The 15,416-nt window shown below is 72.9% G+C and carries 12 protein-coding genes; 3 read left to right on the top strand and 9 right to left on the bottom strand.

What is annotated here, in order from left to right:
• Positions 1–2: 2 nt before the first annotated feature.
• Positions 3–770, top strand: coding sequence for an amino acid ABC transporter permease (locus GA0070611_RS10005; RefSeq protein WP_091661373.1), 768 nt, complete (start codon positions 3–5; stop codon positions 768–770).
• A complete protein-coding gene (locus GA0070611_RS10010) occupies positions 767–1,510 on the top strand; it encodes an amino acid ABC transporter ATP-binding protein (protein ID WP_091661376.1) in 744 nt (247 codons plus the stop codon). Before GA0070611_RS10005 ends, GA0070611_RS10010 begins: the two co-directional genes overlap by 4 nt.
• 41 nt (positions 1,511–1,551) lie before the next feature.
• Here the strand turns inward: GA0070611_RS10010 and GA0070611_RS10015 are convergent, their stop codons facing one another.
• The 8 genes from GA0070611_RS10015 to GA0070611_RS10050 form a co-directional block, all read right to left on the bottom strand.
• Positions 1,552–2,472: a carbohydrate ABC transporter permease gene (locus tag GA0070611_RS10015; protein ID WP_091661381.1), complete on the bottom strand. Its 921-nt coding sequence runs from the start codon at positions 2,470–2,472 to the stop codon at positions 1,552–1,554.
• The gene (locus tag GA0070611_RS10020) at positions 2,469–3,482 is read right to left on the bottom strand and encodes an ABC transporter permease (protein ID WP_091661386.1); all 1,014 of its coding nucleotides are present in this window, start codon (positions 3,480–3,482) and stop codon (positions 2,469–2,471) included. Before GA0070611_RS10020 ends, GA0070611_RS10015 begins: the two co-directional genes overlap by 4 nt.
• A complete protein-coding gene (locus GA0070611_RS10025; protein WP_091661391.1) occupies positions 3,479–5,158 on the bottom strand; it encodes an extracellular solute-binding protein in 1,680 nt (559 codons plus the stop codon). The genes GA0070611_RS10020 and GA0070611_RS10025 overlap by 4 nt, the downstream gene beginning before the upstream one ends.
• Positions 5,159–5,570: 412 nt before the next feature.
• A complete protein-coding gene (locus GA0070611_RS10030) occupies positions 5,571–7,700 on the bottom strand; it encodes a B12-binding domain-containing radical SAM protein (protein WP_091661394.1) in 2,130 nt (709 codons plus the stop codon).
• A 10-nt stretch (positions 7,701–7,710) separates the two neighbouring features.
• Positions 7,711–9,102 carry a TfuA-like protein gene (locus tag GA0070611_RS10035; protein ID WP_091661397.1) on the bottom strand — a complete coding sequence of 464 codons (1,392 nt, stop codon included), beginning with the start codon at positions 9,100–9,102 and terminating at the stop codon, positions 7,711–7,713.
• Positions 9,095–10,261, bottom strand: a complete 1,167-nt coding sequence (locus tag GA0070611_RS10040) for a YcaO-like family protein (RefSeq protein ID WP_091661399.1) — start codon at positions 10,259–10,261, stop codon at positions 9,095–9,097. The genes GA0070611_RS10035 and GA0070611_RS10040 overlap by 8 nt, the downstream gene beginning before the upstream one ends.
• Before the next feature lie 27 nt (positions 10,262–10,288).
• A complete protein-coding gene (locus tag GA0070611_RS10045) occupies positions 10,289–10,663 on the bottom strand; it encodes a hypothetical protein (protein ID WP_091661404.1) in 375 nt (124 codons plus the stop codon).
• A 149-nt stretch (positions 10,664–10,812) separates the two neighbouring features.
• Positions 10,813–11,175, bottom strand: coding sequence for a hypothetical protein (locus GA0070611_RS10050; protein WP_157740283.1), 363 nt, complete (start codon positions 11,173–11,175; stop codon positions 10,813–10,815).
• Positions 11,176–11,545: 370 nt separating this feature from the next.
• On the opposite strand from GA0070611_RS10050, the gene GA0070611_RS10055 reads away from it, so the two are divergent.
• Positions 11,546–12,301 (top strand): MerR family transcriptional regulator, encoded by a 756-nt coding sequence (locus GA0070611_RS10055; protein ID WP_157740284.1) that lies wholly within the window; start codon positions 11,546–11,548, stop codon positions 12,299–12,301.
• Positions 12,302–12,384: 83 nt separating this feature from the next.
• Here the strand turns inward: GA0070611_RS10055 and GA0070611_RS31485 are convergent, their stop codons facing one another.
• Positions 12,385–15,405 (bottom strand): ATP-binding cassette domain-containing protein, encoded by a 3,021-nt coding sequence (locus tag GA0070611_RS31485; protein ID WP_197675897.1) that lies wholly within the window; start codon positions 15,403–15,405, stop codon positions 12,385–12,387.
• Positions 15,406–15,416: the final 11 nt, after the last annotated feature.

Genomic DNA, 15,416 nt, shown 5'->3' on the forward strand with positions numbered 1-15,416 from the left:
CCATGGATCCGTTGCGCACCCTCTGGGAGACCTTCTTCGACGGCGCCTCGATGCGCGAGGCGCTGCCCGAGATGCTGACCGTCGGGCTGCCGAACACGCTGATCCTGGCGGTCTCCGCCGCCCTGCTCGGCTCGGTGCTGGGCCTGCTGCTGGCGCTCGCCGGCATCTCACGGACCCGCTGGCTGCGCTGGCCGGCGCGGGTCTACACCGACGTGTTCCGCGGCCTGCCGGCGGCGGCCACCATCCTGCTCATCGGGGTCGGCCTGGCCCCGCTGGGCATGCAGGTGTGGGGACCCAACCCGTACCCGCTGGGCGTGCTGGCGCTGTCGCTGATCGCCGCCGCGTACATCGGGGAGATCTTCCGGGCCGGCATCCAGAGCGTGGAGGCCGCCCAACTGGAGGGGGCCCGGGCGCTGGGCTTCTCCTGGGGCGAGGCGATGCGCCTGGTCATCGTCCCGCAGGGCGTACGCCGGGTGCTGCCGGCCTGGGTGAACCAGCTGATCGCCCTGATCAAGGACTCCAGCCTGGTCTACTTCCTCGGCCTGGTGGCCAGCCAGCGCGAGCTGTTCCGGATCGGCCAGGACTACGCGGCCACCACCGGCAACGAGTCCGCGCTGCTGCTGGCCGGGCTCTTCTACCTGGCGCTGACCGTGCCGCTGACCCACGCGGTGAACTGGATCGACCGCCGGCTGCGGCAGGGCCGGCCGGTCGCCGTACCCGATCAGGACCTGGACGCCGACCTCGCGCCGGCCGGGAAGGACCCGCGATGAGCACCGCCACCACCGGTTCGGTCAGCCTGGCCGTCCGCGACGTGCACCTGGCCTTCGGCGCCCACCGGGTGCTGCGCGGCGCCGATCTGGACGTCGCCCGGGGCGCGACGGCCTGCGTGATCGGGCCGTCCGGCTCCGGCAAGTCCACCCTGCTGCGCACCATCAACCGGCTCATCGAGCCGGACCGGGGCGACGTGCTGCTGGACGGGCGCAGCGTGCTGGCCGACGACCCGGACGCGCTGCGGCAACGCATCGGCATGGTGTTCCAGCAGTTCAACCTCTTCCCGCACCTGACGGTGCTGCGCAACATCACCCTCGCCCTGCGGCGGCTGAAGAAGCTGCCCGAGGAGGAGGCGGTCCGCCTCGCCCGGGAGCAGCTCGACCTGGTCGGACTGGCCGGCAGGGCCGACTCCCGGCCGGCGCAGCTCTCCGGCGGGCAGCAGCAGCGGGTGGCGATCGCCCGGGCGCTGGCCCTGCGTCCGGAGGTGATGCTCTTCGACGAGGCCACCTCGGCGCTCGACCCGGAGCTGGTCAAGGGGGTGCTCGCGGTGATGGCCGACCTCGCCTCGGCCGGGATGACCATGGTGGTGGTGACCCACGAGATGGGCTTCGCCCGCGAGGTCGCCGACACGGTGGCCTTCATGGACCGGGGCGTCGTGCTGGAGGCCGGTGAACCGGCCGCCGTCTTCGAGGACCCCCGGCACGACCGGCTGCGGCGCTTCCTGTCCCAGGTGCTCTGATCCGGGCTGACCGGGCCACGCCGGGCCCGGCACCGGCCCGGTCAGCCCTTGACCGCGCCGATCAGCACGCCCTTGATGAAGTGCCGCTGGACGAACGGGTAGACGGCGACGATCGGCGCGACCGTCAGCACCACCACCGCCATCTTGATCGCCTCGGTGGGGGGCATGGTCACCCCGGTGGTGCCGCCGGAGGTCTGCGGGGCCTGCCCGGCCAGCAGGTAGCTCTGCAGCACCCGCTGGATCGGGTACATGTCGTTGCGATCGATGAAGAGCAGCGCGTCGAACCAGACGTTCCAGTAGCTGACCGCGTAGAAGAGACCGACGACCGCGATGACCGCGCGGGACAGCGGCAGCACGATGCGGCCCAGGGTACGGAAGTCGCCGGCGCCGTCGATCCGGGCGCTGTCCAGCAGCTCCTGGGGGATGCCCTGGAAGAAGCCGCGCACCACGACGAGGTTGAACACGCTGATCGCCGGCGGCAGCACCAGCGCCCAGATGGTGTCCTTCAGGCCCAGCCCGGTGACCACCAGGTAGCGCGGCACCAGCGGCGGGTAGACCAGGAACGGCAGCAGGAAGTAGCCGAGCAGCCAGCGGTGGCCCAACGAACCCGGCCGGGACAACCCGTACGCGGCGAGCACGGTGACGGTCAGCGCGATCGCGGTGCCGGTCACCGTGACCAGTGTGCTGATCCACAGTGCCCGGGTGACCGCCCCGCCGGCGAAGATGGTCTCGTAGGCGGACGTGTCGAGGCCTCGGGGCACGACCACCAGGCCGCCGGCGTCGGCGATGGCCTGACGGGAGGAGAGGCTGGTCACCAGGATCACCCAGAGCGGGAAGAGCACCCCGAGCACCAGCAGGGTGAGCAGGACCGCCGTGAGTGCCTGGCCGACGGGGGTCGGGGTCTCGTCCCACACCGGGCGGCGGGACCGCACCCGAGGCGTCCGGCGGATGATCGTGGTCATGACTTCGCGTAGATCCCTCGTTCGCCGAGCAGGTGCGCCACCCGGTTCGCGACCAGGATCAGGACGAGCCCGATGGCGGCCTTGAACAGGCCGGCCGCCGCGCCGTACCCGTAGTTCCCGGTGGCGATGGAGAAGTAGTAGACGAAGGTGTCGAGGACCTCGGCGGCCTGCCGGCCCACCGCGTCGCGCTGGAGCAGGAACTGCTCGAAGCCGACCGAGAGCGCGTCGCCGAGGCGCAGGATGAGCAACAGGACGATCACCGGGCGCAGGCCGGGCAGGGTGATGTGCCACAGCCGGCGCCACCGTCCGGCGCCGTCGGCGGCGGCGGCCTCGTAGAGGCTCTGGTCGATGGTGGACAGCGCGGCGAGGAAGACGATCGTCCCCCAGCCGACGTCCTTCCACACCGCCTCGGCGGTGACCAGGACGATGAAGGTGTGTGGGTTCGTCAGCACGTTCCACGGCTGCAGGCCGGCGTCGCGCATGCTCTGCGCGAGCAGGCCCGCGCCGCCGAGCATGGCGACGAAGAAGGTGACCACCAGCACCCAGCTGAAGAAGTGTGGCAGGTAGACCACCGTCTGGACGAAGCCGCGCAGCCGGCTGGAGAGCAGGTTGTGCAGCATGATGGCCAGCAGGATCGGCAGCGGGAAGAAGAAGACCAGCTGGAACGCGGTGATCGCCAGGGTGTTGCGGAACGCGTCCCAGAACGCCGGGTCCTCGAAGAGAAGCTGGAACTGGCCGAAGCCGACCCAGTCGCTGTGCAGGAACGCGTCCAGCGGGTTGTCGCCCAGGTAGGGGTTGTAGTCCTGGAAGGCGATCACGTTGCCGAGGATCGGCAGGTAGCTGAAGACCAGCAGGATGAGGAAGCCCGGCGCCACCATGGCCAGCAGCTGCCAGTCGCGGCGCAGCCGGGCCCGCAACGGGACGCGGCGGCGGCCCGGGGCCGGCGCCGGTACGGGTGGGGTGTCGGGCCGGGCCCGGTCGGGCCCGACCACGACGGCCGGCTCGCTCACCGCCCTGCCTTGGGCAGCGACTTGGCGAGCAGTCGCCGGGCTTCCTCTCCCCCGTTGGTCTTCCACTCGGCGACGATGGCGTCCACGTCGCCCAGCGGGCGGCGGCCGCGCAGCACGTCGGTGAACTTGTCCTCCGTGGGCACCTGGTTGGCCTTGTAGGCGGCCGGCATCTCCAGCTTCACCCCGTCCCAGGGGTCCTTCTCCAGGAACCTGACCATCTGGTTGGAGTAGGTCAGCACGTCCCGGACGTAGTTCGGGGTGTCCGGGTACGGGCCGACCGTGGGGTTGCGACCGCTGATGAAGAAGTACTGGTTGGCGATCTCCTTGAACGCCAGGTCGGTCTTGACCGGCCCGTTCGGCGACGTCGTGTGGTGCTTTCCCTCGACGCCGAAGTCGCGCAGCTGGGCCTCCTGGCTACCCAGCGGGGCGGAGCACCAGTTGATGATGCGCAGCAGCTCCCGCACCCGCTCCTTGCCGAGGCCCTTCTTGACGAACGTGTAGGAGATCGGCTCGTCGTCGCCCCAGACCAGCGGGTCACCGCCGGTCACGGAGAAGATCGGCACCGGCTGGATGTTCAACGTCGGGTTGGTCTTCTGGTGCTCGGCCTGGGCACCCTGCCAGAAGCCGACGCCGGCCTGCTTGAAGACGATCGCGCCGTTCTTGGCGAAGAGCTGGTTGGCGTCCGCGCCCTTGCTGGCGACGACGTCGGGGTGGACCAGACCGTCCTTGTAGATCTTCGCCATCACCTCGAGGGCCCGGCGGTACTCCGGGGTCTCGTACTTGAATTCCGGCGTCCCGTCGGAGCGCAACCGCCAGCCGCCCTTGGACCCGGGCACCTTGTGGAACATCTGGATCATGGCGAAGACGTCGTCGAAGGCCCACACCTTGCGCGCCGGGTCGGTGACCTGTTTGGCGGCGGTGAGCAGCTCGTCGAGGCTCTTCGGCACGGCCAGGCCACGCGCGTCGAGCAGGTCCTTGCGGGTGAACAGCGCCCACGGGAACGGCCCGTCGGTGGGGTTGGGCACCGCCGCGAGCCGCCCGTTCCAGACCGCGTTGCGCCAGGCCCCGGTCGGGAAGCTGGCCAGCATCGGGTACGTGTTGACCGCGTCGCCCTTGAGGTGGTCGGTGAGGTCCTCGAAGAGCACCTTGATCGCCTCGGCGAAGCGCGGGATCTTCTCCACCTCCCACCCGGGTACGCAGAGCAGCTCCGGCACGTCCCGGGCGCCGAACATCGCGTTGAGCTTGTCGGCGTAGGTGTTGCCGTCCTGGATGGTGAAGTTGACCGGCGTGCCCAGCTCGGCGTTGACCGCCTGGAGGTAGGCGCTCTGTGCGATGCCGGGCGGGGCCGGCCCCCAGGCGGGGGTCATCGCGGTCACCTGCTTGCCGCTGGTGCCCGGCTTGTCGGCGATCGCGTCGACGAGCGTGCCGGGGTAGCGGGTGTACCCGTCGGGTACCGGGCGGGTGCCGATGATGTCCGGCTGCACGGCGCCGGGCAGGTCCCGGTGTGCGGGCACGACGCCGGAGACGGCGTCGAGCTGCTCCGCGGCGCCGGCGCCGGACGGCTTCTCGGAGCAGCCGGCCAGCAGCGGGCCGGTGGCGGCCGCGGCCGCGCCGAGGCCCACCAGGCCGAGGAAGCGGCGACGGGAGGAGCCCGGATCGGGGTGCTGCGAGGTCATCGGTCCCCCTTCGGGAAGGGAAGTGTCGGACGTGCGCGCACGTCGGGGTGGACGCTGGTTCGTATGGATGCCAAACAAACTAATGTCCACGGTGGGGGCGGCACAAGAGGCGACGACGGCGCAGGCCGTCCCCGGTGCGGAGACCGTCCGGGACGCTCCGGCCCACGCCGGCCCCGCGCCCTCACCCGCACGCCGGCGGCCGGTCGGCGGAACGCCATGGGAGCTACCCGGGGCCGGGAGACAGCCGTGGTGTTCCACTCACCGCCGGAATTCGCCGCCGACGACCCTGGCCGGCCGTCACGTCGGTGACGGGTCCGGCCAGGGTGGGGGTCCGTCCGGGGCGGGGTGTGTCCGATTCCGGGGGGCGGGGTTCAGCCCCGGGCGCGCTCCCGAGGAACCGGCGCGGCGGTCCTCAGGGGGTCGGCGCGGTCTGCTCCGGGATCCGGTGCCGGCGGATCAGCCGCTGGCCGATGAAGGTGCGCCAGACCCGGTCGGCGACGGCCGGCTCGACGATCCAGAGCCGGCGCTGCGCCTCGGCGAGGGTCAGCGGCGCGGTGAAGAGGTCCAGGAAGAGCCGGCTGCTGCGGTTGAGCGCGAACACCTGACCGTCGGAGCGCCGGAACAGGTGCCGGCCGGGCAGCAGCTCGCCGGAGCCGTCCGGGTCGTCCGACCGGATCCGCCGGTACGCCTCCCAGAGCTGCTCGTCGTCGCGCTCCACGAAGGCGCCGTTGGCCAGGAACTCGGTGCGGTCGTCGGAGTCCAACCGGACCCGGTCGTCGGCGAGCACGCCGCGCACCGCGGTGCCGTAACGGTCGTGGTAGAAGAACGTGTGCGGGGTGTCGGTGCTGCCCAGCCAGGGCCGGTGGAAGTGCCCCGGGTTCAGGTCGGCCTTGGCCCGGGCGACGTCGTCGCGGGCCGCCTCGGTCACCGGCTCGTCGTAGCGCAGCATCCGGACGATGTCCGAGCCCTCCACCGGGCGCACGTTGCTGATGCCGAAGCGCTCCGGCTGCTTGGCCACGATGGCCCCGGGGGTGAGCATGAAGTCACCGAGCCCGCCCAGCGTCCACAGGTCCGGGTTGTCGCGCAGGAAGGTGATGCTGTCCAGCGCCTCCTCCCGGGTCTCGGTGGGAAAACCGGTGAAGCCCATCATCTGTACGCCGATGTTGGCCTTCGTCATCGCGGTCATGGTGCGGCGTACCTGCTCGGGTCTGGTGCCCTTGTCGATCAGGTCGAGGATGCGCTGGTTGCCGGACTCGAAGCCGACCGACACGGCCACGCAGCCGCTGCGCCGCAGCAGCTCGCAGCGCTCGTCCGACCAGTACTTCTCCAGCCGGATCTCGGCGCCCCAGCGGAAGTCCAGCCCGCGCTCGACGACCTGCTCGGCGAAGCGCAGGATGGTGGCGGGCGCGAGCACGTCCACCGAGAAGTAGATGAACTTGGCGAACGTGGACAGCTCGGTGACGTCGGCGACCATCCGGTCCACGGTGTCCTGCCGCCACGGGCTGGTGGGTCCGTCGGTGTTCAGGCCGTAGTCGCAGAAGGTGCACTTGTTCCAGTAGCAGCCCCGGGTCGGCGAGTAGTAGACGAACTTCTCCGGGCTGAGGTAGAGGTCCCAGGGCAGGCCGGAGAAGTCCGGCAGCGGCAGCTGCCCGAGGCGTTCGTAGCGCAGCGGCAACTGGCGCTGGCGCCCGTAGCGCGGGTGCAGCCGCACGTTCGGGTGCCCGGCCGGCAGGGTGCCGGCGGCGACCGCGTCCAGGACCTCGGTGTACGCGCTCTCCCCCTCGCCGACCACGATCGCGTCGAAGTCGGCCAGCACCTGGAAGACGTACTCGGGTCGGCCGGCGCACTTCCAGACGTCGGAGATCTCGGTGCCGCCGCCGACCAGGAAGACATCCGGGCAGGCCCGCCGGACGAGCCGGGCGATCCAGAGCGCGAACGGCAGCTGCCACTGGTAGGTGACGCTGATCCCGATCACCTGATGTCCCCCGGCGACCAGCCGGGGGATCAGCACGTCCTCGTAGTACGGCTGGAAGGGGCGGTTGAGCCGGCCGAGCAGCTTCTCATCGGTCAGCGCGGCCACCGAGCCGATCGAGATCATCGGTGGTGGCTGGAGCCGGAACCCGGCCCGGAACTGGCCGGGGAAGCCGACCGCGCCGAGCGCGTCCATCCAGGAGATGACCCCTTCGACGGCGTCCTGGTAGTGCCGGTAGTCGTAGAAGAGGGTCGGATCCTGGAGCACCCCGATCGACCGGCGCAGCCGCTCCGGGTCGGGCTCGGGCAGGCCGAGCCGGTTCGCCCGGGCCATCAGCGCGTCCGGGCCGCTGAGGTCGTCGGTGGAGAGCCGGGACAGCTCCCGGCACAGCCACTCGTACGCCGCCGGGGTGTGCGAGTGGTGGAACGCCTCGATGTTCGCGTCGATGATCTCCGCCGGCCGGTGCCCCTGGGCCCGGGCGTACGAGTCGAGATAGTTCAGCGAGTGGTATCCCGAGGTGGGATCGGTCAGCGGAGGGTAGATCAGTGCCGCCTTCACCGTGCCGCTCATCGCCGCCTCCTCAGCCGACCCGGGCCGGTGCCCCGGCCGGGGTGTCCTCCTGTGCCGCCACCGCCGGCAGCCGCGGGGCGCCGAACGCCTTGACGTACGCCACCAGCGGTTCGGCGGCGTAGCGGAACGCCGCCAGGTCGACGAAGCCGCGGTCCCACGCCGCCGCCTCCAGCCCCTCGGCGGGGCAGCCCCACAGCCGGGCGAAGCACGCGTCGACCACCTCGGTCCGGAAGTGCAGCCGGCCGCCCGGGCGGCGGTGCCCGGTGGTGCGCGGCACGAGGGTCTCGTTCAGCGACGCGGCGGTCGCCGCGACCTGCCGGGCCGCGTCGCAGAGCGCCGGGGTGCGCAGCGGCGCCGCGACCATCCAGAGCGCCAGGCTGCGGTACGGGGTGGTGCCGAAGGCCCGCACCAGCACCCGCAGCACCGCCTCGGTCCCGTCGAGCCCGTGTTCGGCCCCGGTCAGCCACTCCCAGCCGCCGGGCGGTGGGGTGCTCAGCCCGCGCCGGTGGGCCGCCTCGACGGCGCGCTGCTCGACCGCCGGGTCGTGCAGGTCGACCTCGGCCAGCCCGGCCAGGACGCCGCGGCGGTGCCATACCGGCGATTGCGGGTGCAGCAGCATCAGCACGGTCGCGACGTCCCGCTCGCTGACCCAGTGCCCGCCGGCCGCCGACCCGGCGAACCGGGCCCGCCAGCTGTCGAGGAACCGGGTGTGCAGGTTGTCGATGGGCTGGTCGCCGGCGTGCGCCGGGCACAGCTCGGGCGCGTCGTCGGCCGCCATGGCGAGCAGCAGGCGTGCGTCGGCGCTCTTGGCGTCCCAGGGGTCGCGGCGGTGCCAGGTCAGGAACCGGTCCACCACTCCGGCCGCCTCCGGCGGCGCGGTGCGCTCCAGCGCGTGGTACGACCGTCGCCGGAACGGCAGCTCCCGGCAGAGCGCCAGCAGCAGGTCCGCCTCACCGGCGTCGAGCACCCCGGCGTCGACGGCCCGCCGCAGCGCCACCCGGACGTTCACCAGCGGCTCGCTCAGGATGCGGTGGCCGTACTCGGCGGGCCCGTGCACGACCGCCACCTCGTCGTCGCCGGTGACCACCCCGTCGCGGTAGAGCCGGAAGACCTCGCCCACCCCGCGCATCCCGAACGGCCACAGCTCGGCGGCGCGCAGCGCGCCCATGCTGGCCGCGCCGGCCACGGTCACACCCCGGTCGAGCAGGTCGAGGATCTCACGGTGCCGCACCGGCGGATGCTGGAGGAAGAAGCCGTCGACGATCAGCACCCGGTCGCCGGGGCCGACGTCGAGCCGGAGCAGGTCGCCGTGCGCCACCGGGGGCAGCACCACCGCGTCGGGCAGCAGCCGGTCGACCTCGTCCGCCGGCAGGCTCGGGCCGATGAAGACGACGTCAGTCACGGGGCACTCCCGGTCGGGTACTCAGGGCCCGCTCGTCGAACATGCGCAGGCCGGGGGCGAAGACCTTGCTCACCGGGATGCCGATGTCGTCGTGGGTCAGGTCGACGCCGAACGGCTCCACGCCGGTGATCCGCTGCACCCGGCCGGCCAGTTCGCGCAGCACCTGGGTGACGTCCCCGGTGGGCGGCGGATCGCGGCGTACCGGTCCGAGTGGCCGGTCGACGGTGGGCGGCGGCACCGGCGGCGCGGCCACGTCGTGGTACGCCGTGGCGTCGATGTCGTCGCGCGCCCCGGAGACCATGACCAGGCGCGACTGCGCCGCCTCGGACATCGCCCGGCCGACGGCGATCTCCGGGTCCACGTGGCAGCCGAACCCGCCGAAGGTGACCGGCAGGTCCGGCGACCAGATCGAGGCGGCGTAGCAGGGCACCCCGACGGCGTTGGTGATGTCGCAGACCTCCACCCAGCAGCCGGCCCGCAGCAGCGCCTCGTGCACGGTGCGGGTCATCGCGTTGCCGGCGGTGGCCGGGTCGGTGTAGGTGCGCGCGTCCAGCGGCGAGGTGCAGTACGGCGCGATGCAGTCGCGCTCGACCACCTCCAGCAGCGCGTGCAGGCTCGCCTCGGCGAAGGTGTTCCCGGTGGCCAGCCCGTTGCTGCTGGGGGTGAAGAGGGCGCGGTCCCAGCCGCGCCGGACGGTGAAGTCGAGTTCGATGGTGGCCCGGGGCACCAGGCACGGCGCACCGGTCACCAGGCCCCGGCCGGCCACCCAGTCGAGCTCGACGGCGGGGGTCAGCGGGGACCGTTCCGCCAGGTGCAGCCACCGGACGTCGTACGGCAGGTCGAGCGCCTCCGCCGGGGACCGGACCACGGTCCCCGGCCGGAGGTTCTCGGCGTGCCAGGACTCGATGCTCTCCATGACCGCGCTGACCCGGGACTGCGTCGCCGTGGCGCCGGTGCCGACGCTCACCGCCATGGTCGCGCCGACCGGCCGGTAGGCGACGTGCACCGGTAGGCCGATCTCGTCGAGGCGGGTGATGTCGGCGACCCGGGTGATCCGGAACCGGTCGAGCATGCCACCGACCCGTTCCCAGGTCTGCTCCACGGTGGCCGTCCGGTAGGTGCCGGAGCGGAACGCGATGGTCTCGGTCGTGTCGGTCATCGAGGCTCCCGGCGGGGGGTGAGGAACTCAGACGATGAGGACGGCGATGACGTTGACGTTGTTGTCCGCCACCGACGCCACCCCGCCCGCGACCGTCTCCAGCTCCGCCTCGGTCAGCTCGTTCAGGTCCACCAGCGGCACCTCGGGCACGTGCAGCACGTGCCGCCCCGGCGTGCCGGACCAGTCCGCGACGATCTGCTCCTTGGTGTAGAGGGTGGCGGGCTGGGCCCGGTCCACCTCGACCACGGCGCCGGGGGCCACCGGCAGGCCGGCCGCGGTGGCGTACCCGGTCGGGTCGGCCAGCAGCCGGTTCAACTCCTCGTCGCTGCGCCACACCGCGGTGACCAGTTCCGAGTACTTCGTCACGAAGCGCGCGCCGTATTCCTGCTCGTCGTTGCTCATCGTCTGTTCCTTCCGTCGGGGATCACTGCGGAACTGGCGGGGAATTGCCGTGGCCAGAACGCTAGGAAGTGCGGGATTCGACAATCAAGGATTTCTTCTCGCTGCCACCAGAATGTGCCGCGCCGACCACGGCGCGGCCGACATCGGTGTCAGGTGCAGCAGCACGGGCAGCAGCAGGCGCAGCTGGAGTCCAGGCCGGCGACCACGCTGTCCAGCTCGTCCTCGGCCAGCTCCGCCTCGGCCACCGGCAGCAGCGACGGCACGTACAGCAGGAAGGTGCCCGTGGACGGCGCGGACTGCCACGACTCGACCTGCACCTCCAGGTCGGGGTCGGCGTCCGCGACGTCGCGGACCACCCGGACCTCGACCTCGTCGGGCAGCGTCAGCCCGTAACCGGCGAGGAAGGCGCGCGGGTCCCGGTCGAGCGCCTGCTCCCGGGCCGGCTCGGCCCAGACGTCGGCGACCAGCCGGCTGTACGCGGCCACGAAGACCGCTCGATCGACAGGTGTCATCGCCTCTGCTCCCTTGGGAAGGTCGGCCGTCCACGACGGACGGCGACGGCGGCGGGCGGTCCGGTCGTTTCCGGCCGCCGGTTCGCGTTTCATCGTCAGCCACCCGCCGAGGCGCTCCGCCCGGGAAGCGGGAATTTCATGGAATGCGGCCGGGAAAGGGGCGTGCCGCGGCGAAAGCGGGGTAATCGGTGAGCACGGCTTTCGACAGGAAGGCGGGATTCTAATGACCGCCACCACTGTGGACAAGTAGTAATTCCCCTTCTGTCACCGGACCGGCGCCCGCCCATACGCTGCGAGCGGCGAACCGCCCATCACCGCGACGGTGGGCGGGATGCCGCATATCCGTCGCCGAGCGCTGCCGGAGGCCACCGTGACCATCGACGAGATGACGACCGTGGCGGCGACGCCCGGCGGCACAGGCGGCTACACCGTCGAGGAACTCGCCCGCAAGGTCGGCATGTCGCCGCGCAACATCCGGGCCCACCAGGCGCGACGGCTACTGCCCCCGCCGGTGCGGCGCGGCCGGGTCGCGCTCTACGACGACTCCCACGTCCGCCGGCTGGACGCGATCCTGGCCCTGCAACGACAGGGGTTCAACCTGGTCTCGATCGAGGCCATGCTGGGCGTGCGGGGCGGCGACGAGGTACCCGACGGCTTGACCGCCATGCTGCAACGGCTCGCCACCGACCGGCCCGCGCTGGCCCACGCGCTGACCCGGCACGGCGTGATCGGCCGGTCCGCCGACGGCACCGTGCGCACCGTCCGGCCGCGACCGCTGCGCGCCGCGCTGGACCTGCACCGGGTACGGATGGGCACGGTCCCGGCGTTGCAGACCCTCAGCGAGGTGCTGGACAGCCTCCGGCCGGTCGCCGACGAGCTGGTGGCCGCGGTGACCGCCCGGATGCTGGCCCTGGCCCCCGAGCTGGCCCGCGCCGGGGCGCGGTCGTCCTGGTCCGATCTGGACCGCGAGACACTGCTGCTGACCCAGGGCGTGGTGGGGGTCCTCACCGAGGCCTTCCGGCTCGCGGTGGAGAACCAGGCGGAAGCGCACGTCGCCGAGCTGCTGGAGAACCACCTCGACGCGGACCTGTGCCTGGAGGACAGCAGCGTCATCGACAACGGCTGAAGCCGGCCCGGCGGGTCCGCCGGGCCGGCTTCGCCGCCCGTCAGCTCGACCCCGCCGCCCGTCAGCTCGACGCCGGCTGGCCGTCAGCTCGACGCCGGCTGGCCGTCCGGCTCCGGCTGCGGCTCCGGCACCACGTCGGCGCCCTGCGGCTCGGCCAGCAGTTGCCGCCGCGCCAACCGGTGGAACAGGCCGTCGGGCTGCTCCATCAGCTCCGCGTAGCTGCCCCGCTGGACGATCCGGCCGCCGTCGAGGACCACGATGGTGTCCGCCGCGCGGACCGTCGACAGCCGGTGGGCGATGATCACCCGGGTGGCGGCGAGGGCCGCGGTGCTGCGGGTCACCACCTCCTGCGTCCGGTTGTCCAGCGCGCTCGTCGCCTCGTCGAAGAAGATGATCCGGGGGCGGGGCGCCAGCGCCCGGGCGATCAGCACCCGCTGGCGCTGCCCGACGGAGAGGGTGCCGCCGCCGAACGGGACCATCGTGCTCATCCCCATCGGCAGTGCCTCCAGGTCGTCGGCGAGGCCGGCCATCCGGGCCGCGTCCCAGACCTGGTCCAGTGGGAAGCTGCCGGCGCCGCAGATGTTGTCCCGCACGGACCCGGCGAAGAGCTGGCCGTCCTGCAGCACCACCCCGCACTGCCGGCGGACCGCGTGCACGTCCAGCTCGGAGAGGTCCTGGCCGTCGTAGAGCACCGCGCCCTGCTGCTGGCGCTCGAAGCCGAGCAGCAGCCGCAGCAGGGTCGACTTCCCGCACCCGCTGGGGCCCACCACGGCGACGAACTCGCCCGGACGGACGTGCAGGTCGATGTCGACGAGCACCGGCGGGTCGTCGGGCTGGTAGGCGAAGGTGAGCCGGTGCAGGGCGATCTCGCCGCTCAGCTCTCCGGGATCGATCCGGTCCGGTCGGGCCTCCGGTTCGGCGCGCAGGATCTCCCGCAGGCTGCCCAGGCGGGGCACCGCCGCGATCACCTCCACCCCGGCGGACACCAGCACCAGCAGCGCGCCCAGCAGCATCGCGAAGCCGACGTTGAGGACGAAGAAGTCGCCGGGCGTGACCCGCCCGGCCAGCGGTCCCATCAGCACCGCGAAGAGGACCAGCTGGCCGGCGACCGGCAGCACGGTGGCGAACGCGACCACGCCGGCCTGGCTCTGCCGGACCCGCTGGAGCGCGGCCCGGGCGGCGGCGGCCACCTCCGACCAGCGGGCGTGCGCCCGCGCCTCGGCGGCCGCCAGCTTGATCTTCACGATGCCGCCGAGCAGTTGGTTGGTCAGCGCCGCGGCCCGGTGCTCGGTGTGCAGGGCGACCCGCTGCCGGCGGACGATGAGCAGCGCGAAGCCGGCGAAGCCGAGCGCGGTGACGGCCACGATGCCCGCCGCCCACCAGCCGAGCACCGGCTCGACCACCAGCAGCATCCCGAGCGTCACCACCACGGTCGCCCCGGCCGAGACGACCTGCGGCAGCAGGGCGCTCAGCGCCTCACCGACGAACGAGATGCCCAGCATCGAGTTGGCGATCTCGCCGCTGCTGCGGCCGGTGAAGAAGCGCGCCGGCAGGCGCATCAACCGGTCCCAGACGGCGAGCTGGGCGCCGGACTGCAACCGGCCGTCCAGCCTCAGCAGGCGCAGGTTCTGCACCACCCCGACCAGCCCGGCGACCACCGCGGCGGCGAGCATCAGCGCGAGGAAGCCGTACAGGCCGTCGACCTGACCCTGCCGGGCCAGCTGGCCGAGCACCTCACCGGTGGCCAGCGGCACGCCCAGACCCAGCAGCGCCACCCCGGTGCCGGCGAGCACCAGACCCCGTACGTCCCGGGCCGCACCGATCAGCCCGGCCCGCAGCAGGTGGCGCATCCGGGCGGCCGGCGGCAGCGGCGCCTGCACCTGGGTGGCCTCGGCGGCGAAGGTGGCGGCCGTCGCGGCGTCGACGGCGACGCCCGCCCGGGTGTCCGGGTCGACCTGGTGGTAGCGGCCCCGGCGGAACAGCAGCGGCACCGCGACCGCCTGCCCCGCGTCGTCGGCCGCCCGCCAACCCACCAGCGGACCCAGGTCCCGACGCCACCAGCGGTCCGGCAGGGTCACCTCGCGCAGGAAGAGGCTGGACGAGCGGGCCACCGCCTGCACGGCCGCCCGGTCCGCCAGCGGCACCCGGGCCCGGTCCGCGGGCTCATTGACCGGGCTGCCGGTGCCCTCGGTGACCACCCGCACCACCGCCGCGGCCCGCCCGTACCGGTCGAAGCCCGGCTCGGTGTCGGCGACCGGCACCGTCTCCCCCGCGCCGATCACCCCGATGGACCGCCGGGCCGCCGCGGCCAGCATCGCGGCGTCGAGCTGCCGGCGGCGGCGCACCGCCTCCAGCAGCGCCCCGTCGGCCTCCTCGATCCGGGTCTCCACCATCCGCAGCAGCCGGGCCACGTGCTGGTCGACCGCGGCGCGGAGCTGGCCGGCGGCCAGCAGGTCCGCGCTGCTGTGGCTCTCCACCACGCAGGCCGACTCGGCGACCACCCAGTCCCGCTCGACCAGCAGGAGCAGTTCCCGCTCCCCCGACATCTCCGCCGGGCCACCGTCGTTGCGCCGCAACTGCCCGCCCGCACTGCGCAGCCACCAGGCGCCGCCGGTCGAGGTCAGCGCGCTCCCCTCGGCCAGCGAGACGATCTCCCGCCCGCGCAGGGTGGAGGCGCCCCGGGGGGACTGCCCGCGACGCAGCGCGTCGGCCACCCCGACCAGCACCAGATCGACGGCCTGCACCAGCTCCTGCGCGGCGCGCGCCCGCCGGGAGACCCCCTCCTCGGCGACCCGTTCCAGCCGGGCGTGCCGCTCCAGCAGGGACAGCTGGCTGCGGGAGAGCCCGCGCAGCTCGGTGCCGGGCAGCGGCACCAGGATCAGCTGCCAGGCGCCGATCGCGGTCGACGTCGGCACCAGACCACCGGCGGGGAGCCGGGCCACATGGTGCCGGCGCGACGGGCTCATCCCGGCCCGGCGCACCGCGAACAGGTCGGCCTCGCCGCCGGTCACCAGCCAGCCGGCCACCGGCCCGTCCAGCCGACAGGCCTGGCGTACGCCGTCGCCACAGAAGGCGATCAGGCCGCCCTCCACCGGGTCGCTCATGCCGTCTCCTC

The sequence above is a fragment of the Micromonospora auratinigra genome, assembly GCF_900089595.1.
Taxonomy (GTDB): Bacteria; Actinomycetota; Actinomycetes; order Mycobacteriales; family Micromonosporaceae; genus Micromonospora; species Micromonospora auratinigra.

Coding starts and splice junctions, on each gene's coding strand:
- GA0070611_RS10005 (WP_091661373.1), top strand. CDS start 3: ATGGATCCGTTGCGCACCCTCTGGGAGACCTTCTTCGACGGCGCCTCG.
- GA0070611_RS10010 (WP_091661376.1), top strand. CDS start 767: ATGAGCACCGCCACCACCGGTTCGGTCAGCCTGGCCGTCCGCGACGTG.
- GA0070611_RS10015 (WP_091661381.1), bottom strand. CDS start 2,472: ATGACCACGATCATCCGCCGGACGCCTCGGGTGCGGTCCCGCCGCCCG.
- GA0070611_RS10025 (WP_091661391.1), bottom strand. CDS start 5,158: ATGACCTCGCAGCACCCCGATCCGGGCTCCTCCCGTCGCCGCTTCCTC.
- GA0070611_RS10030 (WP_091661394.1), bottom strand. CDS start 7,700: ATGAGCGGCACGGTGAAGGCGGCACTGATCTACCCTCCGCTGACCGAT.
- GA0070611_RS10040 (WP_091661399.1), bottom strand. CDS start 10,261: ATGACCGACACGACCGAGACCATCGCGTTCCGCTCCGGCACCTACCGG.
- GA0070611_RS10045 (WP_091661404.1), bottom strand. CDS start 10,663: ATGAGCAACGACGAGCAGGAATACGGCGCGCGCTTCGTGACGAAGTAC.
- GA0070611_RS10050 (WP_157740283.1), bottom strand. CDS start 11,175: ATGACACCTGTCGATCGAGCGGTCTTCGTGGCCGCGTACAGCCGGCTG.
- GA0070611_RS31485 (WP_197675897.1), bottom strand. CDS start 15,405: ATGAGCGACCCGGTGGAGGGCGGCCTGATCGCCTTCTGTGGCGACGGC.